At 47.3% G+C, this 19,025-nt stretch carries 20 protein-coding genes, 2 tRNA genes and 2 pseudogenes; all 24 read right to left on the reverse strand.

What is annotated here, in order from left to right; genetic code table 11:
* Nucleotides 1–371 precede the first annotated feature (371 nt).
* Nucleotides 372–2,123: a bifunctional UDP-sugar hydrolase/5'-nucleotidase gene (locus GKO28_RS01100; protein WP_247646248.1), complete on the reverse strand. Its 1,752-nt coding sequence runs from the start codon at nucleotides 2,121–2,123 to the stop codon at nucleotides 372–374.
* 324 nt (nucleotides 2,124–2,447) lie between these two features.
* On the reverse strand, nucleotides 2,448–2,777 hold the full coding sequence (locus GKO28_RS20835) for a type I restriction enzyme endonuclease domain-containing protein (protein ID WP_203563816.1): 330 nt from the start codon (nucleotides 2,775–2,777) through the stop codon (nucleotides 2,448–2,450).
* The gene (locus GKO28_RS20840; protein ID WP_203563817.1) at nucleotides 2,758–2,931 is read right to left on the reverse strand and encodes a type I restriction enzyme endonuclease domain-containing protein; all 174 of its coding nucleotides are present in this window, start codon (nucleotides 2,929–2,931) and stop codon (nucleotides 2,758–2,760) included. The genes GKO28_RS20835 and GKO28_RS20840 overlap by 20 nt, the downstream gene beginning before the upstream one ends.
* A 1-nt stretch (nucleotide 2,932) precedes the next feature.
* Complete coding sequence (locus GKO28_RS20845; RefSeq protein WP_203563818.1) at nucleotides 2,933–3,160, reverse strand: type I restriction enzyme endonuclease domain-containing protein; 228 nt, start codon at nucleotides 3,158–3,160, stop codon at nucleotides 2,933–2,935.
* A gap of 195 nt (nucleotides 3,161–3,355) precedes the next feature.
* The gene (locus tag GKO28_RS01120) at nucleotides 3,356–4,030 is read right to left on the reverse strand and encodes a hypothetical protein (protein ID WP_182075086.1); all 675 of its coding nucleotides are present in this window, start codon (nucleotides 4,028–4,030) and stop codon (nucleotides 3,356–3,358) included.
* A gap of 331 nt (nucleotides 4,031–4,361) precedes the next feature.
* Nucleotides 4,362–4,724 carry a DUF4276 family protein gene (locus GKO28_RS01125; protein ID WP_182075087.1) on the reverse strand — a complete coding sequence of 121 codons (363 nt, stop codon included), beginning with the start codon at nucleotides 4,722–4,724 and terminating at the stop codon, nucleotides 4,362–4,364.
* Nucleotides 4,725–4,828: 104 nt separating this feature from the next.
* Nucleotides 4,829–5,305 (reverse strand): AAA family ATPase, encoded by a 477-nt coding sequence (locus tag GKO28_RS01130; protein WP_182077365.1) that lies wholly within the window; start codon nucleotides 5,303–5,305, stop codon nucleotides 4,829–4,831.
* Between the two features lie 106 nt (nucleotides 5,306–5,411).
* A complete protein-coding gene (locus tag GKO28_RS01135) occupies nucleotides 5,412–6,944 on the reverse strand; it encodes an IS66 family transposase (protein WP_182075088.1) in 1,533 nt (510 codons plus the stop codon).
* A 94-nt stretch (nucleotides 6,945–7,038) separates the two neighbouring features.
* Nucleotides 7,039–7,380: an IS66 family insertion sequence element accessory protein TnpB gene (gene tnpB / locus GKO28_RS01140; RefSeq protein WP_182075064.1), complete on the reverse strand. Its 342-nt coding sequence runs from the start codon at nucleotides 7,378–7,380 to the stop codon at nucleotides 7,039–7,041.
* Nucleotides 7,377–7,709 (reverse strand): hypothetical protein, encoded by a 333-nt coding sequence (locus GKO28_RS01145; protein WP_182075089.1) that lies wholly within the window; start codon nucleotides 7,707–7,709, stop codon nucleotides 7,377–7,379. The genes tnpB and GKO28_RS01145 overlap by 4 nt, the downstream gene beginning before the upstream one ends.
* Before the next feature lie 171 nt (nucleotides 7,710–7,880).
* Nucleotides 7,881–7,957, reverse strand: a tRNA-Pro gene (locus GKO28_RS01150).
* Nucleotides 7,958–7,984: 27 nt separating this feature from the next.
* On the reverse strand, nucleotides 7,985–8,353 hold the full coding sequence (locus tag GKO28_RS01155; protein ID WP_182075090.1) for a MerR family transcriptional regulator: 369 nt from the start codon (nucleotides 8,351–8,353) through the stop codon (nucleotides 7,985–7,987).
* Nucleotides 8,319–8,657, reverse strand: coding sequence for an integration host factor subunit alpha (locus tag GKO28_RS01160; protein ID WP_182075091.1), 339 nt, complete (start codon nucleotides 8,655–8,657; stop codon nucleotides 8,319–8,321). The genes GKO28_RS01155 and GKO28_RS01160 overlap by 35 nt, the downstream gene beginning before the upstream one ends.
* Nucleotides 8,657–9,311 (reverse strand): annotated as a pseudogene (locus tag GKO28_RS22575) (hypothetical protein). Before GKO28_RS22575 ends, GKO28_RS01160 begins: the two are co-directional and overlap by 1 nt.
* A complete protein-coding gene (gene pheT, locus GKO28_RS01165; protein WP_374220703.1) occupies nucleotides 9,193–11,013 on the reverse strand; it encodes a phenylalanine--tRNA ligase subunit beta in 1,821 nt (606 codons plus the stop codon). Before pheT ends, GKO28_RS22575 begins: the two are co-directional and overlap by 119 nt.
* A 14-nt stretch (nucleotides 11,014–11,027) precedes the next feature.
* Nucleotides 11,028–12,023, reverse strand: a complete 996-nt coding sequence (gene pheS / locus GKO28_RS01170) for a phenylalanine--tRNA ligase subunit alpha (protein ID WP_182075092.1) — start codon at nucleotides 12,021–12,023, stop codon at nucleotides 11,028–11,030.
* Nucleotides 12,024–12,163: 140 nt separating this feature from the next.
* Nucleotides 12,164–12,523 (reverse strand): 50S ribosomal protein L20, encoded by a 360-nt coding sequence (gene rplT / locus GKO28_RS01175; RefSeq protein WP_173533779.1) that lies wholly within the window; start codon nucleotides 12,521–12,523, stop codon nucleotides 12,164–12,166.
* Between the two features lie 16 nt (nucleotides 12,524–12,539).
* Nucleotides 12,540–12,737 carry a 50S ribosomal protein L35 gene (gene rpmI, locus GKO28_RS01180; RefSeq protein ID WP_173533778.1) on the reverse strand — a complete coding sequence of 66 codons (198 nt, stop codon included), beginning with the start codon at nucleotides 12,735–12,737 and terminating at the stop codon, nucleotides 12,540–12,542.
* 149 nt (nucleotides 12,738–12,886) lie between these two features.
* Nucleotides 12,887–13,411 carry a translation initiation factor IF-3 gene (infC, locus tag GKO28_RS01185; RefSeq protein ID WP_203564288.1) on the reverse strand — a complete coding sequence of 175 codons (525 nt, stop codon included), beginning with the start codon at nucleotides 13,409–13,411 and terminating at the stop codon, nucleotides 12,887–12,889.
* Between the two features lie 48 nt (nucleotides 13,412–13,459).
* Nucleotides 13,460–15,371 (reverse strand): annotated as a pseudogene (gene thrS, locus GKO28_RS01190) (threonine--tRNA ligase).
* Nucleotides 15,372–15,540: 169 nt separating this feature from the next.
* Nucleotides 15,541–15,617, reverse strand: a tRNA-Val gene (locus GKO28_RS01195).
* A gap of 63 nt (nucleotides 15,618–15,680) precedes the next feature.
* Nucleotides 15,681–16,022 carry a DUF2818 family protein gene (locus GKO28_RS01200; RefSeq protein ID WP_307838926.1) on the reverse strand — a complete coding sequence of 114 codons (342 nt, stop codon included), beginning with the start codon at nucleotides 16,020–16,022 and terminating at the stop codon, nucleotides 15,681–15,683.
* The gene (nuoN, locus tag GKO28_RS01205) at nucleotides 15,985–17,322 is read right to left on the reverse strand and encodes an NADH-quinone oxidoreductase subunit NuoN (protein WP_307838927.1); all 1,338 of its coding nucleotides are present in this window, start codon (nucleotides 17,320–17,322) and stop codon (nucleotides 15,985–15,987) included. The genes GKO28_RS01200 and nuoN overlap by 38 nt, the downstream gene beginning before the upstream one ends.
* Before the next feature lie 152 nt (nucleotides 17,323–17,474).
* Complete coding sequence (locus GKO28_RS01210) at nucleotides 17,475–18,980, reverse strand: NADH-quinone oxidoreductase subunit M (RefSeq protein ID WP_173533774.1); 1,506 nt, start codon at nucleotides 18,978–18,980, stop codon at nucleotides 17,475–17,477.
* Between the last annotated feature and the right edge of the window lie 45 nt (nucleotides 18,981–19,025).

The following is a 19,025-nucleotide window of genomic DNA, read 5'->3' on the forward strand; positions in this document are numbered from 1 at the left end:
AATACCCCAACCTGATGTTTTTTTCTGTTGAAACGCAGCAATATCTCCTGAAGCCGATTCCAGCTTCCGTGCCAATACAAAATACCGACTCTCTGGAATAGGATTTTTAACTAAGCATTAATATTATGAAAAATGGCCACTGACAACAGTAAAGCAGCAGCTCATCGTTATTGCGTGGACGGACATTGTCTCAAACCTTGGCATCCATATCTCCCTCGTTACCCTTCAAATGCTTTCAAGTTGCTGTCGGCTCGTCGGCATCCTAGCCACAATGTGCTGTGGCGACTATTCATGAAGTCATATGCATTCCCAACTCAGCAAAAAAAAAAGCCGCCAAGAAATCTGAGCGGCTTTTAACGAATTAAGCAGGTTTACTTCATTTTCACCACGCGATTAAGTGCTGGCACAGCAAGGTTAGGATTGGCTTTGATATACGCCTCGAACGCATCAACATCTTGTGCACCGCCAAGGATATTCGTACCTTTGGTCAGCACAGTAAAACCATCGCCACCGGACGCAAGATAATTATTCACCGTCACTCGGTAATTGAGCACACTGGAAATCGCCACCCCATTGAGCTTGATGCTGGCAGCATCGACTTTTTGCCCCGCCGCCAGCGTTGAATCCCAGCTGTAAGTGAAGCCATTGGAGACCAGCAAAATACGGTTAAATGGCTGATTGTTGCTGTAGCCTATAAATTGCTGTTCGAGCATTTCCTTGATTTGTGCACCATTGAGTGTCATCGACACCAAAGTATTGCCAAAAGGTTGCACGGTGAAGAGCTGGCCATAAGTCACTTGCGAGGCAACTGGTATTAAATCAGCACGCACGCCGCCCGGATTCATAAACGCAATTTGCGCTGCGCCCATGTTGGCGGGTGTGGTGGCGGCTAATTGCGAATCAGCAATCACATCGCCCAAGGTACTTTCACCGGCGGGATTGGTGATTTTTAGCAAAGAACCGGCAATCGTACCCACTATGCGATTTTCCAGTGGTGTAACCAGTGCATCGTATTTGCTGATGATTGCAGTTTGTACAGCGTCTTTAGCGACATCATTCGTTACGACGATGTTTTTCGCCGATGATTTAATCACATCGCGAGTTTTAGGATCTAATGTCAGATCGATCTCAGAAATAACTCGGCCATATTGATTGGCGCTGGTGACCAATTTGCCATTAATTTGGCAGTTATACGCTTGGTGGGTGTGGCCAGAAACCACGGCATCAACCGCCGGATCAAGGCGTTTCACGATGTCGACAATTGCGCCGGATACGCCTTTGCATTCATTCAAATTGCCAAGCTGCGTGCCACCTTCGTGCACCAACACCACCATCGCCTCGATGCCTTGTGCTTTGAGCTTAGGCACCAATGCGTTGACCGTATCGGCTTCATCTTTAAATGTTAAGCCTGCCACGCCTGATGGCGTCACAATGCTCGGTGTGTTTTTGAGCGTCATGCCAATAAATGCAACTTTAACGCCGCTAAATTCTTTGATTTGATACTCGGGAAAGAGCGTTTTGCCGGTGCTGCTATCAACTACATTCGCGGCTAAAAACTTAAACTTTGCGCCGCCAAATGTGGCTCCTGCTTTACAGCCATCGCTTGGATGGCAACCGCCGCTTTGCATTCGCAATAGCTCGGTGCTGCCTTCGTCAAATTCATGATTGCCAACCGCGTTGAGCTCCAAACCCATTTCATTCATGGATTCAATCGTTGGTTCGTCGTGAAATAGCGCTGACAATAGCGGGCTAGCGCCAATTAAATCGCCGGCGGAAACAATAATATTGTTTGGATTTTTGGCTTTTAGCGTTTTTAGCCATGTTGCTAGATATTCGCTGCCGCCTGCGGCGAGCTTGATGGTTTTAGTTGCGTCAGCAGGGTCGGGAATCGTTACTGTGCCACCGGGTTTTAGATTGCCGTGAAAATCATTAATCGCCAGCATTTTAACTTCAATCGGCGCCGTATTAACCACCGGGTTGGGCGTCGGTGTTGCAGAAGCAGGCGTTGATGCGGCTGGTGTTGTTAGCGTCGGATCAGTGAACGAGCCGCCACCACAAGCGGTTAAAAATAGCGGCATGGCACAAATTGCCACTACCGCTTGAACAGAAGCACGAATTTTCATTGTATTCACCTCGTAGAAAATGAGGCGAGCATATGCTTACATTCTTTCCGTTTAGATACGGCAAGGTGAAACTTTTGTTAAGCAGTTTTTGAAACTGGCGGCCTCGTGAGGCAAGCAATCAAAACAAAGCAGTGAGTAGCAGTAGAATGAATGACACAGCAAAGACTTGTTTTGCTTAAGTCAATTACTTTCAGGCAAGATGGCGTTTTGCGCGGCAACCCTGCGCCTAATTAGGTGTCGACCTTGAACGCAAGGATGAATCATTCCCTTGCAAAAAATGTGCTCACGCTAAAACGAGCTTAATTTAATCAAATCATTGATTACTCACGCCCACTCCGCACTCAATGCCTCAGCTTGTTGCAGCATAGTCTGAATTGCATCCTCCTGAAAATCAGGTGGATAGCCATATTTACGCAAAATGCGTTTCACCATGATGCGTAATTTGGCGCGAAAGCTTTCTCGTTGCGACCAATCCACGCTGATATTTTTTCGCAGGTTTTCAGTGAGTTCATGCGCGATGCGTTTAAGCGTTTCGTCCGGCAGTTCTCGCACCGCCGATTCATTATTGGCGAGCGCGTCGTAAAATTTCACTTCGTCCTCAGACAATCCCAAGGACTCACCGCGACCAGCCGCTTCACGGAATTTTTTGGCCATGGCGACCAGTTCTTCCATCAACTTGCGCGGTTTCAATACTGCGGTTTTGATAGCGCTTCACCACATCGGTCAGCAGCTCAGAGAACTTGCGCTGCTGAACCACGTTACTGGCAAACTTGGATTTGATTTCGCCTTCCAGCAAGCGTTCAAGCAACTCAACGGCGAGATTTTTTCTCAGGCAGGTTGCGAACCTCGGCCAAGAAATCATCATCGAGCAAACCAATATTGGGTTTATCCAAACCCACCGCATCAAAAATATCGACCACTTGATCCGAAGCAACAGCTTGCCCAATAGTTTGCCGGATGGCTTGCTCGCATTCATCATCGGTACGCTTTTTCGCACTCAAGTCACGCTTAATCAGCAATATTTTACCCAGTTTCAACGAGCCAGCTCAATGCTTCTTGTTCTAATTGGTCTTCGGTCATTCACACCTCCCAGCGTTTCCCGATTTGGGCAGCAGCCTGCTGCCTAAATTGCCACCTAATATGTCGAAATAAATCGTTAAAATCGACACATCAAAAAAAACGTGTTTAAAAGTCACGTATAAATCGACCCGTTTACTCGATTACTTAGGCAATCAGCCTTCGTCCGCAATGAAGCTTTCGGCATAGATGGCCGATTTAGCACGGTGAAGTTGCTTAAAGCGCAGCATCAATTCCTCGCATTGCGCCGCTGTTGCACCGGCATATTCACGCACCCATGAGCAAAAAAATGCTTCAAATGGCCAAAAATAAGCACCGCCGCGCACACTGCGTATCGTGTCGTTGATTTTCATATCAAAGCCAGCCGCTTCATGCTCTGGATTAGGCAGGCAACCATTCATATGAAAGGCATAGTCACAATCATGCGCCACTTCATTGATATGCGTTTGCGCGCTGCGGTCAACGCCAGCCACAAAGCAATAACTTTTATCACGCTGCAAAATTCGCGCAACCGCAGCATCTGCGTCCGCTGTATTAAGCCAATTTACATCTTGGTTAATCCACAGCAGCAAATTCACCAGCCGCTCATAAAACTGTTTCAGTAGCGTCTCGCCATCGCCTTTTTTAATACCCCAAAACACCATCGCAAAACGCGTTTCGCGTTCCATCACGATAAACACATTCTGCCGCGCCAACTTAATCGTATGCACCTGCCACACCCACGCCCCAGCCGCTTCGGGAGCAGGCGCAGCTTCTAGCCACGATTTAACCAAACCCTTTTGGGTGGTTTCTAACGCCTCAGCGGCGGATTTTGAACAATAAAATTGCATACATACCCTACTTAAATGAGCTCCTGCCTGTGCACATTCATTCTCTAGTCATCACGATCAGCAATAGACTCATGGCAATTGCTCAGCAGCCTGCTGACCAATTAGAACGTGTCGATGAATCGATATTTTCAGCATTAACTCTTCAACTAAATACTTGGGAAGCCTGTTTGCGTTAAAAAACTTTATTCCTATAGAAACAACGACTTGCGGATAGCCTACTAAGTGCAAGCGATTTACATTAAAACACTTATTTCCAGCAGGGGAGATCATGGGCATCTAGTGTTTATGCTTGATGCGGAATTATCCACAGTATCTGCCCCACACTGATTCGTTAATCGAATAGCGACTCTAAACGGCTCAGCCATCCATCAAAGCGCGGACATTCCGAACGGATGGCAGCAAGTCCTGCTAGCTCAACAATATCGGGACCGAGCAGCTTTTTGTCATAAACCGCAAACAAACTTTTCATTCGATGTGAAGGGCTGGTTTGTGAACTATCGTTGACCAGCTCAGACGAGCGGCAACGGCGAACGGCTTCTTGCATATTGGCTAAGGTGACCGCGCTTCCCTGCAGCCAGTTTACCGCTTGTTCTGGTAGTGAAAATAGTAAGGCTTCGAACTCATAGCGTTGCACATAGGGAATAAATCGAGCCTGCTGCTCTTGACTGACCAAAGCAAGAATCGCAGCCTCCAACTCATCGATTGATCGATTCTAGCGGCCTTTGAACTTCATAAAAGTCATACATCGAACTCACTACATCAAAACTGCCCAACATGGCGGGCAGTGCATGTCGGATTTTATCGAGGCTGACATTGCCCGCAGGTCAACCCCTGTCGCCGAAATATCAAAGGCTGCAAAATGTGGCCGCGATACCCGACTAACGAACTCGCGTTCGGTCGCGCCTTCTGCGCTGATGCCCAGACAAACCATTCTGGCCTCCCTCCGAATACATTGATTTCCCAGATTTCGCCTAGCTTGTATTGCTCCAACCAGCTTTCTACTTCATTTGCCTCTAATCGTCTGAATCGGGACTGATTGTCGATTGGATCAACCACTACCATGTCCTGCCATTCAAATTGATTCGCCAAAGTCACCGACTGTGTGGAAGCAATAATCTGCGTTTTATCACTGGCCGAGCGCATCATTGCCGCCAGTAATTGCATCGAAAATGGATGCAAACCCAGCTCTGGCTCATCCAGCAAAATCATCGTCGGCAATTTCAGTTGTAGTAGTAGCGTGGTCAGGCAAATAAATCGCAATGTGCCATCCGATATCTGCTGCCGACCAGAGGGCTTTTGGGATGTCTTGGAACATGTTTAATTATTCTTTATGACGCCCCCCACCTAACGTAAGCGCTCAGCCGCTCCACCACTTTGAAGCTTATTTTTCTGTTAGCGCTCGTAGCGGTAGTAATTCGTCGATGCGGCTGTTTGGCCAAGTGGGGAGTTTTTCTAGGGTGTCGGTGAGCCAGGCCATCGGGTCTAGGTCGTTGAGTTTGGCGGTGCCCAGCAGCGTTTGAATCGCGGCAGCGCGTTGGCCGGCACGTTCACTGCCCGCAAATAACCAGTTCTTTTTGCCAATCGCAATCGGCCGAATACTGTTTTCGACCGGATTGTTATCGATTGGCGCGATGCCGCTTTGGGCGTAGCGTTCAAGCGCGGCCCAACGCCGTTGGCTGTAAATGATCGCTTTAGCCAGGGCGCTATTGGGCGCGACTTTGCTACCGGTTTCATCCAACCAAATCTTGAATTCGAGCAGTTTAGGCTGCGCGGCTTGCTGGCGTAGCGCTCGGCGTTGTTCGAGGGTTAAATCTTTAGCCTGCGCTTCCAGCGCATACAAATCGCCAATTCGACGCAATGCTTCTGCGGCAATCGGGCTGCCGTTGGCTTGATGCAATTCGAAGAATTTGCGCCGTGCGTGCGCCCAACAACCAAGCTCAATCACGCCGGTTTTGAACAGCGCTTTGTAGCCGCCGTAATCGTCGACCATCAGTTGACCTTGCCAATCGGCGAGGAAATCGCGGACGTGTTGACCCGAGCGACCGCCTTGGTAGTCGAACAAAATAATCGGCGCACTGCCACTCAAGGGCGTATTGCGATACGCCCATAAATACGCGGTTTTGGTTTTGCCTTTGCCCGGATCAAGCTGTTTGACTGGGGTTTCATCGGCATGCAGCACCGTTTCGCCTTTCAATCGTTCACGCAATCGATCCGCCAGCGGCTGCAACCACCAACCAACGGTGCCAACCCAACTGGCCAGCGTGCTTTCTGCTAACGGCACTTCGCTGCGTTCGGCAATTTGCCGTAACCGATATAGCGGCAAATGATCGACGTATTTGCTGACCATCACCCAGGCCAAAGTGGCCGCAGTGGGTAAACCACCGTGAATGATCGCCGCTGGAATCGGCGCAGCGGTCATCGTTTGGCAGCTGCGGCAGGCGTATTGCGGGCGAATGTGGCGCAACACGCTAAACACCGCCGGTTGCACATGCAGTTGCTCGCTGATGTCTTCGCCGACTTTAACTAAACCCTGACCGCATTGGCCGCAGCTGCACGACTCAGGTTCATGAACCATATCAGTACGCGGCAAATGTGCCGGTAAGGCTTGGCGACCTGCGCGAATGCGCGGCTTTTTATCACTGACTTCGGGATTGGTTTGGGCTTGCTCGGCGGCGAGTTTGGCTTCCAGCGCGGCCATATCGGCATCGAGCGCTTCTTCAAACAAATCCCGCTGCTCGCTACTACTCATCACCTCGGTTTTAGCGCCATAACGCATTCGGCGCAGATAGGCCAATTCCATCGTTAGGGATTCGATGCTGGTGGCTTGGGATTTCACCAATTCAGACTGCGCCAAAATCGCCGCGCGGACTGCGGCGGGCAGGTTTGAATTGGCGAGTTCTTGAGCGAGATCCATGTGTTAATTTTACAGGGTATTGCCATAAGAATTATATATTACATGCTGTATAGGGCAATACTGCGAGAACTATTTTATCCATCCTCATCGTGAATTAGTAGGCGTATTCTGGTAGCGGTGGCGGCGCGAGTCGTTGCCAATCGACCCCACTCACCAACCATTGCCACTGCGCCGCATCCAGCGTAAAGATCACATCGCCCGCTTGCGGCCAAACAAACCGACCTTGATGCAAACGCCGCTGTGCCAACCACACACCGGTGCGATCCCACAGCAACACCTTCAAGCGATTACTGCGCTGATTGCGAAACGCATACGCCGCACCTTCGACGGGTGAACGCTGCAAACTGGCGTGAATCTTGGCCGACAAACCCTCGATACCGAGGCGCATATCGACCGGTTCGACGATCAATTGCAGCGAAGTGAATGGCGGCATCATGCCAAACCGCGCAATAACGCCGCGACCCAAGCCGGATCGGTCGCCGCAGGCAAAGTCAGGGTTACGCCGGAGGGGAAATTCAACTGCAACTGCGCCGCAACGGGTACGGGCCATTGTGCGGGCACGATGCTTGAAGCCGATGGTTTCGGGGCGATCTGCGGTTCGGTGATTGCAGCTGAAGATGCGTCGGCAGATTCGAGGCGGCTACGGCGCAGCCAACTGGAAAAAGTAGTGCGTTTAAGCTGGTGCACTCGGACAAACTCGGCTTGAGTTAAACCACTAGTCTGCCAACGTTGAACCCATTGCAAAGCATCAATCCACCGTACCATGCTGCGCTCCCAAAAATCAAAAGCGCAGCATGCCTGAATTAAAACGACAATTGAGGTGGAACGGCTGAGCCCTTACCACCTAACCATGCCTGTAACCATACATAAACGCACAAAACTGGCACATAGAAAAAATGGGCTACAACCGAAAAGTTGTAAACCCATTGATTTTATTGGTCGGAATAGCGGGATTCGAACTCGCGACCCCTTGGACCCCATCCAAGTGCGCTACCAGGCTGCGCCATATTCCGAGAGGCCGTATATTAACTCAAACAAACTTACTGTTCAAGCCATGCCAGCAAATCCTCTAACTCATGGCGAACTTCGGTCAAACTGACTTCACCACCACCAAAGTCGCCAACTTCAGCCATTGATACGCCCAATTGATTACGCGCTCCACTAATGGTAAATCCTTGCTCATAAAGCAAAGATCGAATTCGTCGAACTAGCAGCACCTCATGGTGCTGATAGTAGCGTCGATTACCACGCCGTTTTACCGGTTTAAGTTGCGTAAACTCTTGCTCCCAATACCGCAAAACATGTGGTTTTACACCACATAATTCGCTAACTTCACCAATGGTGAAGTAGCGTTTTGCTGGAATTGATGGCAGATCACTGGTTGGAATAACGCTGCTGGAGCTTTGCATAGTGGATTTCGACCATTCCCTTCAGCTTTTGACTTGCATGAAATGTAACCACGCGCCGCGCAGAAATTGGGATTTCTTCGCCGGTTTTAGGGTTACGTCCTGGACGTTGCGGTTTATCACGGAGTTGAAAATTGCCAAAGCCAGATAATTTGACGGTATCGCCTTCTGATAATGAAGCACGAACTTCATCAAAAAAAGATTCCACCATATCTTTGGCTTCGCGTTTATTCAAACCCACCTTGTCGAATAACATATCGGCAAGATCTGCTTTTGTCAGTGTTAATGTGCTTGTTTCGTACTGCATTATGCTCTCAAGATCGCGCCGCATTCCTCTGCCTTCTGGAGTAATTTTGCTACTGCTATATCGATTTCTTCGTCGGTCAAAGTTTTTAAAGTGTCTTGCAGTAAGATTTTGAATGCAAGACTCTTTTTGCCATCTGGCAAAACCCTTACCTCGGTAAACATCGAAAACTTCTACTGATGAAATAATAGGTAATTTTAAACTTTCAAATGCTAACAGCAAGGTACCTACTGCAAGGGACTCATCCATTAACAATGCCAAATCTCGACGTACGATTTGAAATTTAGCGATTGATTCCGCTTGCAACTTCGTCACTTGCGTCAATGCTGCTACTGAAAGCTCAAAAACAACCGGCGCAAAGGCTAAGCCATACGACTGTACCCATTGCGGGTGTACTTCCCCTAGCACACCAATGACTTCGCCATCCAACACCACTTCAGCGGAACGACCAGGGTGAAGCGCAGGATGATTCACTCGACGATATTGAGCAACCCGTGGTGCAAGTAGTGCTTCCACATCGGCTTTTATATCATAGAAATCAACACGTTCTTTCGCTACACCCCATTGCTCGGCAAAACGATGGCCCCATGCTAACGCAGCAATTCGTTCTGGTTGTTGATGTGCCGCAACGCCTTGAAAGACAACGAGCAACTTCAAACAAACGAACTCGGTCTTGTTTTCGATTTAAATTGTGTTGCAAGCCTGCGACTAAACCACCAATCAGGGTTGAGCGCATCACGCTCATTTGGCTGGCAATTGGATTCATCAAGCGAATGGGTGCGCTATTTGCTGCAAAATCTGTTTCCCATTTTTCTTCCACAAAAGCGTAAGAAATGGTTTCTTGATAATTACGCGAAGCTAAAATCGATTTTAGAACATTCTTGCTACGGCGATCACCCGCTTGCGGCAACATGCTCATCCGCGCTAACGATGGACTCACTGGAATATTGTCATAGCCAAAAACACGCGCTACTTCTTCGATCAGGTCTTCTTCGATTTCAATATCAAAGCGATACGATGGCGGCGTTACAGTAATCACGTCTGCAGCCAATTCACATACTAAACCAAGGCCTTGTAACATCGCCATAATTTCAGCGGCAGGCAAGCTAATGCCGAGCACTTTAGCCACACGGCTCACGCGCAATGCAACGGGTAGACGAGCTGGTAACGTGGTTAATTGTTCCGTCACAGGGCCAACTTGACCGCCACAAATTTCGACGACCAATTGCGTAGCACGCTCCAGCGCTTCGCGTACATTGCCAAAATCAATACCACGCTCAAAACGGTGACTCGAATCCGAAGAAAAGCCAAAGCGACGTGCTTTACCTGCAATAACCTCAGGCGCAAAAAAAGCCGACTCTAAGAAAATATCTTGGGTGCTTTCCGTCACGCTCGACGCCAATCCGCCCATGATGCCGGCCAGAGCCAACACTTCATGATCATCGGCAATAACGAGCAAGTCGTCAGTCAGCATCAATTCTTTTTCATTTAGCAAGGTGATGGACTCACCCGCTTTAGCAAAACGCACTTGTACGCCACCTGACAACTTAGCGGCGTCAAACGCGTGCATTGGCTGACCAAGCTCGAGCAAAACGTAATTTGTAATATCAACAATCGCCGAGATCGAACGAATACCCGAGCGCTCCAACCGTTGCTTCATCCAATCGGGTGTTGTCGCAGCCTGGTTGATACCTTGAATAAGACGGCCCGCATAACGAGGGCAAGCCGCTTCTGCGTTCAATGCAACAGTAATTGCAGCATCTGTACTCATCGCTGCCGTTTCAATTACAACAGGGCTTAAGCTTGACTTGGTTAATGCTGCGACTTCACGTGCAATACCACGAATCGACAAGCAATCTGTACGATTTGGTGTGAGCTTTAAGGTCAGCAAACGATCATCAAGCGCCAAATATTCACGAATCGACATACCCACTGGGGCATCGCTTGGCAGAACATATAAACCATCAATGTCCGAAGCAATACCCATCTCATCACCCGAGCACAGCATGCCCGATGACTCAATGCCGCGAACTTTGGCTTTTTTAATTTTAAAGTTGCCCGGCAATACCGCACCGATACGGGCACATGGCACTTTTAAACCCGCAGCGACATTGGGTGCGCCACAAACGATTTGCAGTGGCTCTGCTTCACCCACATTGACGCTACATACATTTAAACGATCGGCATCAGGATGCTTGGTTACACTCAGTACTTCAGCGACAAAAACATCGGAAAATGCCGGTGCTGCTGCTTCATTTTCTTCGACTTCCAGACCTGCCATCGTCAATAAATGCGCAAGTTCGTCTGAATTGAGCGCTGGATTAACCCAGCTACGCAGCCATTGTTCTGAAAATTGCATGATTGATGCTCCGCTTATTTGAATTGGGACAAGAAAGACACGTCGTTTTCAAAAAACAACCGCAAATCATTCACGCCGTAGTACAGCATCGCAAATCGATCCAAACCAATACCAAAAGCAAAACCGGTATATTTTTCTGAATCAATATTCACACTTTTTAAAACATTCGGATGCACCATGCCGCAACCGCCCACTTCCATCCAGCCTTTCGACCATTTCACATCGATTTCTGCTGAGGGCTCAGTAAATGGAAAGAAAGAAGGACGGAAACGAACTTCCAGATCATCGCGCTCGAAAAAGCGACGTAAAAAGTCAACGATTACACTCTTTAAATCAGCAAAAGAGACCCCCTCTTCTACCCACAAACCTTCCATTTGATGGAACATCGGCGAATGGGTTGCATCAGAGTCCACACGATAAACGCGGCCTGGCGCAATAATCTTAATCGGCGGCTCATTATCTAACATGTAACGAACTTGAATCGGGCTCGTATGCGTGCGCAATACCAAAGGCTCACCTTCACTTTCAATATAAAAAGTGTCCTGCATCGCGCGTGCAGGATGATTTTTTGGAATATTGAGTGCTTCGAAATTATGAAAATCATTTTCAATTTCGGGGCCATCTGCGACAGCAAAACCCATGCTACCGAACAAAGCCTCAATTCGCTGCTGTACTAACGTGACTGGATGCAAGCCACCTTTAGCATGCCCACGACCGGGCAACGAGACATCCAAAGCTTCGGCTGCGAGTTGTGCTGCCAATTTTTCTGCAGCAATACCATCACGCTTCGCGTTCAAAGCGGCTTCAAAAGCTTGCTTGGTTTGATTGACTTGAGCGCCAAATGCTTTTTTTTCATCAGCAGGCATTGCGGCCAGCAGTTTCATCAAGGCGGTGATCTGACCTTGTTTTCCGATGTAATGCGCTTTGACAATTTCGAGTTCAACTGGATCATTTGTCGCATCAAGTGCGGCCAAACCAGCGTCAAGCAAGGCTTGCATATTTGCAACCATGTTTTAGGCCCGATAAGTAGTGAGGAGAGAAAAAGCTAAATTAAATAAGCGATACAGCCCATTAAATTTAATTTTTTCACGAAAAAACAAGTGAATAAAAAAGGGAGGCTGAAAGCCTCCCTCATTACCGGCAGTACCGATTAAGCAGTCAGGCTTGCTTTAGCTTGTTCAACAAACGCAGCAAAAGCTGGCTTGTCAAAGATTGCCATGTCGGCCAAAACTTTACGGTCAACTTCAATACCGGCTTTTTTCAAGCCATTCATGAAGCGGCTGTATGCCAGACCACACTCACGGGAAGCAGCGTTGATACGTGCAATCCAGAGTTGACGGAACTGACGTTTTTTCTGACGACGGTCACGGTATGCATATTGACCTGCCTTCATTACCGCTTGTTTAGCGATACGATAGACATTTTTACGACGACCACGATAGCCTTTAGCCAGGGCTAAGACTTTCTTATGACGAGCTCGAGCGGTGACACCACGTTTAACGCGAGGCATATTTTATCTCCTAGGGTTAAGCGTAAGGCATCATTGCACGAACGGACTTCATATTGGTTGCATCAACCATAGAAGTGCCGCGCAATTGGCGCTTAGTTTTAGTCGTTTTCTTGGTCAAGATGTGGCGTTTGAAAGCGTGACTACGCTTAACACCACCACCGCCAAGTACTTTGAAGCGCTTTTTAGCACTACTCTTGGTTTTCATTTTAGGCATTACTTACTCCAACTAGCCTTAGCTCAAATGAGCTTATTAGATTAGGCAAAAGGGCGTCTACTGTTGCCAGTAGAACTTAATACCCGTCACCCCACCGCGACTACCAGCCAATAACTACATTGGCTTTAACAGGTGTAGTCGCCAACCCGTTATACTTTTTTCTTAGGTCCAAGCATCATCACCATCTGGCGACCTTCTAGCTTAGGATATTGCTCAACTACCGCCAATTCAGCCAAGTCAGCTTCAACTCGTTTAAGTTGTGCCATACCAATTTCTTGGTGAGCCATTTCACGACCACGGAACCGTAAAGTAAATTTGCATTTGTCGCCTTCATTTAAGAAGCGAATTGCACCACGCAATTTAACTTGGTAATCGTTTTCATCCGTGCTCGGGCGCAGTTTAATTTCTTTAACCTGTACCTGCTTTTGCTTGAGCTTGGCAGCGTGCTTTTTCTTAGCCTCTTCGTACCGGAATTTACCGTAATCCATTAATCGGCAAACCGGTGGCTGAGCATTTGGCGCGATCTCTACCAGATCTACCTCTGCCTCTTCAGCCAGTTGAAGGGCTTGATTCAGGGAGACGATACCAAGTTGTTCGCCTTCCACACCTTGCAAACGAATTTCACGCGCGGTGATTTCACCATTAATACGCGGGCCTTTATCTTGAGCAGCTATTGTTATTACTCCAAGTCATTCAAAAACAAAACCGTGCACCTGCAAGTGTTAAACCTTAGGCAAATCAGCTTTTACCAGCGCAACCAGCGCTTCCACTGTCATTTGCCCTAAGTCTTCACCACTGCGGTTACGCACGGCCACCAAACCTGCATCACGCTCCTTATCCCCTACGATGAGCTGATAAGGAAGACGTTGCAAGCTATGTTCGCGGATTTTATAGGTAATCTTCTCATTTCTCAAGTCCACTGATGCACGAAGTCCACTTTGATTCAATAAATCAGCAGTTTTTTTGCGCATATTCACGTTGCGACTCAGAAATATTCATCACCACCAGCTGAACTGGGGCCAACCAAGCCGGAAATGCACCCGCGTGGTTTTCAATCAAGATACCAATAAAACGCTCTAAAGAACCAAGTACTGCGCGATGCAGCATAATCGGGCGATGCTTAGCATTATCTTCGCCGACATATTCAGCGCCCAAACGCTCAGGTAAATTTGGGTCGATTTGCAAAGTACCACATTGCCACAATCGGCCCAAGCAATCCTTTAATGTAAATTCAATTTTAGGACCGTAAAATGCGCCTTCACCAGGCAGATACTCAAAGGCCAAGCCTTTTGAGTCTAACGCCGCAGCCAAAGCCGCTTCTGCACGATCCCAAGACGCTTCAGTACCAATTCGTTTTTCAGGGCGAGTTGAAAGCTTGACCAAAATATCATCAAAGCCAAAGTCTGCATAAACTTCTTTGAGCAAATCAATAAATGCGGCCGCCTCTTGCTGAACCTGATCTTCAGTACAGAAGATATGTGCATCATCTTGCACGAAACCACGCACCCGCATAATGCCATGCAAAGAGCCTGAGGGTTCATTGCGATGACAAGAACCAAACTCTCCGCGTAACGCAACGGCAAATCACGATAAGAGCGCAAACCTTGATTAAAGACTTGTACGTGCCCTGGGCAATTCATCGGCTTAATCGCGTAGTCGCGCTTTTCAGACTCGGTAGTAAACATCCCGTCGTGATAGTTTTCCCAGTGGCCTGATTTTTCCCACAACGTGCGATCCATCACCATCGGCGTACGGATCTCCTGATAGCCATGGCGATTTAATTTGGCACGCATATATTGCTCAATAATCTGCCAAAGTGTCCAACCCTTAGGGTGCCCAAAACACCATACCTGGCGCTTCATCTTGCATATGGAACAAATCAAGCAACTTACCTAACTTACGATGATCACGCTTCTCTGCTTCTTCGAGCATGTGGATGTATTGCGCTAGATCTTCCTTTTTAGCAAAGGCGGTGCCATATACCCGTGTTAGCATTTCATTCTTACTATCGCCACGCCAATATGCACCGGCCACTTTCATCAGCTTAAATACTTTCAACTTGCCGGTTGATGGTACGTGAGGGCCACGACAAAGATCAGTAAAATCGCCTTCACGATACAAGCTTAAAACTTGATCCGCAGGGATTGACTCAATAATTTCAGCTTTGTAATTTTCGCCAATGCCTTTAAAATAAGTTATCGCATCATCGCGACTTAACTCATAACGCTCAACTTGAATATCTTTTTTGACCAACTCGGTCATTTTCTTTTCGATTGCAGCCAAATCATCCAATGTAAATGGACGTTCATAAGCAAAATCATAATAAAAACCGTTTTCAATCACCGGGCCAATTGTGACCTGTGCGCTCGGATAGAGCTGCTTCACGGCGTAGGCCAACAAATGCGCAGTCGAGTGACGAATCACCTCAAGCCCTTCTGCATCTTTGTCCGTAATGATATGTAGTGATGCATCTTGCTCCATCACATAACGCGTATCAACCAACTGGCCATCCACCTTGCCAGCCAACGCGGCACGAGCCAATCCAGGGGAAATGCTATGTGCTACGTCGTCATATACAGATACTGCCGCATCATATTGACGCACTGAACCATCAGGAAGTGTAATCGCTGGCATATTCATCGCCTAAGTCAGTTACTCGGTAAGCCGAGACAATATATTATTCAAAAAAACCAAAAAAAAAGTGCGGCCTAGCCGCACTTTTATATCCAAATCTACGTACGGCTACCCAATTATAAAACAGGGCGTCGTGGTAACGAGCTGCATAGATTTGATCTCGAATTATTGGTAGGCACGATTGGATTCGAACCAACTACCTCTTCCATGTCAAGGAAGCGCTCTAACCAGATGAGCTACGCGCCTAAAGATGCAACATAATAAATATCATTTAACGTTTTGGCAAGCAAAGAACCATATTATTTATGACTAAATGCCTGGTTTGCGCCAAAAATAACGCCAAACAAAACCTGGCCAAGCAAAAACCACAAACAGCGCAAAAGTACTCACATAAAACGGCCAGTTTTGTGAGTGCACTGAGCTGATACGTGACTCTAAAAGATAAGCGACCCCTGCCAATAACGTATATAAAACGCTAAGCTCGAATAGACGCCAGCCAAAGGATTTGGCACCAGCCTTAACTCTCCAAAAAAAGAACAATTTTTCAGAGAAAAAAGGCAGGTTAGCTGCCAAAGCAGCCAACCCAACAATTAACAAAAAGTTTTGCATTACATTAGTATGGTAGCGAAGTAAATGATTGTGACACGGCATCTGAAAGTAAGTTCATCAGGCGATCAGGCATAAACCCAAGCACAAGCAGTAACAAACAATTGATCGACAATACAAGCTTTGCGTCACTACCAGCAACCAATGGCGACTGATCAACCGCATCATCAAAGTACATTACTTTAACAATACGCAGATAATAAAACGCACCAATCAGCGAAAACACCACCGCAATGACTGCCAATGGCACCAAGCCCATATTCACCACAACATTCAAGATGGCTAACTTAGCAAAGAAGCCCAAGAAAATAGGAATACCGGCCATAGAGAACATGGTAAACAACATCATTGCCGCAAACCATGGACTGCGCTGGTTTAAGCCTTTCAAGTCTTCGATCTGATCCGCTTCAAAGCCTTGTCGAGACAACAGCATAATGATACCAAACGCTGCAGCACTCATTAACACATAAGAAACGACATAGAAAAACGACGCTGAATAACCCGCAGGACTCGCCACCAACAGACCAAGCAAGACAAAGCCCATATGTGAAATGGTCGAATAGCCAAGCATTCGCTTAATATTGGTTTGAGAAATTGCCGTGATATTACCTAAGCCCATCGACAATACCGCCAACACCATCAACATGCCACGCCAATCTGGAGCAAAGCCTTCTAAAGCCTGCGCCAAAATACGCAAAGTAAACACAAACACGGCGGCCTTAGGAGCCGATGCAATCAGTTGAGTAATCGGCGTTGGCGCCCCCTGATAGACATCAGGGACCCACATATGAAATGGCACAGCACCAAATTTAAAGCCCAAGCCTGTAACAATAAATACAATGCCAAAAACCGCCAACAAATTATTTGCTTGCCCCGTCTGGATCGCATGCGAAACAGCAAAAATATCGAGTGAACCGGTAGAACCATATAACATCGATACACCATACAACAGCATACCCGAAGCCAAAGCACCCAAAACGAAGTACTTCATCGCGGCTTCAGTCGAAGCAAATGATTCACGATTTAAAGCGACCAAGGCATACACCGACAAAGACATTAATTCCAGGCCAACATACAGAGCCAAGAAATTAACCGATGATGCCATCACCATCATTCCCAATAATGAGAACAAGGTGAGGGTAAATAATTCACCGCGAAACAAGCCACGCGCCATTGCATAGCTACGACCATAGATCAGCACTAAAGCCACACCGACAATCATTGCCAATTTTGCAAAATCTGCGATTGGATCAACTAAATACAAGCCATTAAATGCGAGACGCGAATGCGGCTCATGTCCCATCAGCACCAAGGCAAAAGTGATCGCCAAAGTAGTCAAGGTCATTACATAAGTCAGATGCCGTTTGGCATCACTAATAAAAAGGTCAAGCAAAAAGAATGGCGCAAGTTGCACACAGAAGGAAAATTTCTGGTGCCGCCACCCATGCATTAAGACTGGTCCAGGTCATGGTTCTAGCCTATTTCTTATAATAAGGATTAATTAAGCTTGGTCTGTGAAGCTTGCCAAATCAGATCATTCACTGACTGGTGCATCACCTCGGTAAACGGCGCTGGATATAAACCCATTCCTAATACGGCGATGGCTAACACCGCTAGAATTAAAAATTCACGTTTATTGACATCCTTAAGCTCAGCTACATTTTGATTTGCAACTTCGCCAAAAATCACGCGCTTATACATCCAAAGTGTGTAGGCAGCACCAAAAATCAGCGTGGTTGCGCCTGCCAAGGCGTACCAGAAATTAACCTGAACCGCACCCAACACCACCATAAACTCGCCAACAAAGCCCGATGTCGCAGGTAAGCCAGAATTAGCCATTGCAAACAACATCATGAACGAGGCAAAAATCGGCATTTTATTAGCAACACCACCGTAATCGGCAATTTTTCGGCTATGTACGCGGTCGTACATCACACCGATACAGAAGAACATCGCAGCAGAAACAAAACCGTGAGAAATCATCTGAACTAAAGCGCCTTCAACGGCCCAAGAGTTCAATTCACGGCCAGTTAGTCCGCCAAACATAAAGAATCCGAGCGTTACAAAACCCATATGAGAGATCGATGAGTAAGCAACCAACTTTTTCATATCCGTCTGAACCAAAGCCACCATACCGATGTATACAACTGCAACCAGTGATAGCGCAATCATTAGCCATGCATACTCCCGCGAAGCATCAGGCAGAATCGGCAAGACAAATCGCAAGAAACCGTAAGCACCCAGTTTCAAAGTAATTGCAGCCAACACCATCGAACCGCCTGTTGGCGCCTCAACGTGAGCGTCTGGCAACCAAGTATGCACTGGCCACATTGGTACTTTCACGGCAAAGGCAAAAAAGAATGCGATCAACAGCATGGTTTGCGCGCCCATTGTCAACGGCAAGCGTTGGAATGCTGCAATCTCAAAACTACCACCGCTTTGATAATACAGATAAATAAACGCAACCAAAGTCAACAAAGAACCCAGCAAGGTATACAAGAAGAACTTAACCGATGCATACACACGACGAGCACCACCCCATACACCAATAATCAGGTACATCGGGATGAGCATGGCTTCAAAGAAGGCATAAAACAAAATGGCATCCATGGCGGCAAATGCGCCATTGATCAAACCAGACATGATCAAAAATGCAGCCATGTATTGCGCTACACGCTTTTGAATCACTTGCCAGCCAGCCAATACCACCAATAAAGTGGTAAAACTATTCAAAATCACAAACAGCATAGACAAACCATCTACGCCGAGGTGATAGTTAATATTCAAGCTTTCAACCCACGGCTTCATTTCCGTGAATTGCATACCGCCGTGAAACGTATCAAAGCCAGTGTAAAGCGGAATCGTAACCAAAAAAGAAACCAAAGCGCCCATCAGCGCCAGCCAGCGCGCTGCGGGAGCATTTTTATCGCTACCCGTAGCAAGCACAATCAAACCTGCCACAATGGGCAGCCAGATTGCAAGGCTGAGGAGATTACCCGTCATATTTAACCTACTTGTTATGTATTAAATCTGTCGTCATCAAAAAAA

Origin of the sequence: Deefgea sp. CFH1-16 (assembly GCF_016881365.1) — a bacterium.
Classification (GTDB): domain Bacteria; phylum Pseudomonadota; class Gammaproteobacteria; order Burkholderiales; family Chitinibacteraceae; genus Deefgea.

Coding starts and splice junctions, on each gene's coding strand:
- rpmI (WP_173533778.1), bottom strand. CDS start 12,737: ATGCCTAAAATGAAAACCAAGAGTAGTGCTAAAAAGCGCTTCAAAGTA.
- GKO28_RS20835 (WP_203563816.1), bottom strand. CDS start 2,777: ATGGCCAAAAAATTCCGTGAAGCGGCTGGTCGCGGTGAGTCCTTGGGA.
- GKO28_RS01155 (WP_182075090.1), bottom strand. CDS start 8,353: ATGCAAAGCTCCAGCAGCGTTATTCCAACCAGTGATCTGCCATCAATT.
- tnpB (WP_182075064.1), bottom strand. CDS start 7,380: ATGATGCCGCCATTCACTTCGCTGCAATTGATCGTCGAACCGGTCGAT.
- pheS (WP_182075092.1), bottom strand. CDS start 12,023: ATGGTTGCAAATATGCAAGCCTTGCTTGACGCTGGTTTGGCCGCACTT.
- GKO28_RS01135 (WP_182075088.1), bottom strand. CDS start 6,944: ATGGATCTCGCTCAAGAACTCGCCAATTCAAACCTGCCCGCCGCAGTC.
- GKO28_RS01160 (WP_182075091.1), bottom strand. CDS start 8,657: ATGCAGTACGAAACAAGCACATTAACACTGACAAAAGCAGATCTTGCC.
- GKO28_RS01145 (WP_182075089.1), bottom strand. CDS start 7,709: ATGGTACGGTGGATTGATGCTTTGCAATGGGTTCAACGTTGGCAGACT.
- GKO28_RS01210 (WP_173533774.1), bottom strand. CDS start 18,980: ATGACGGGTAATCTCCTCAGCCTTGCAATCTGGCTGCCCATTGTGGCA.
- rplT (WP_173533779.1), bottom strand. CDS start 12,523: ATGCCTCGCGTTAAACGTGGTGTCACCGCTCGAGCTCGTCATAAGAAA.
- GKO28_RS01200 (WP_307838926.1), bottom strand. CDS start 16,022: ATGCCGTGTCACAATCATTTACTTCGCTACCATACTAATGTAATGCAA.
- nuoN (WP_307838927.1), bottom strand. CDS start 17,322: ATGACCTTGACTACTTTGGCGATCACTTTTGCCTTGGTGCTGATGGGA.
- GKO28_RS01100 (WP_247646248.1), bottom strand. CDS start 2,123: ATGAAAATTCGTGCTTCTGTTCAAGCGGTAGTGGCAATTTGTGCCATG.
- pheT (WP_374220703.1), bottom strand. CDS start 11,013: ATGCAATTTTCAGAACAATGGCTGCGTAGCTGGGTTAATCCAGCGCTC.
- GKO28_RS01120 (WP_182075086.1), bottom strand. CDS start 4,030: ATGCAATTTTATTGTTCAAAATCCGCCGCTGAGGCGTTAGAAACCACC.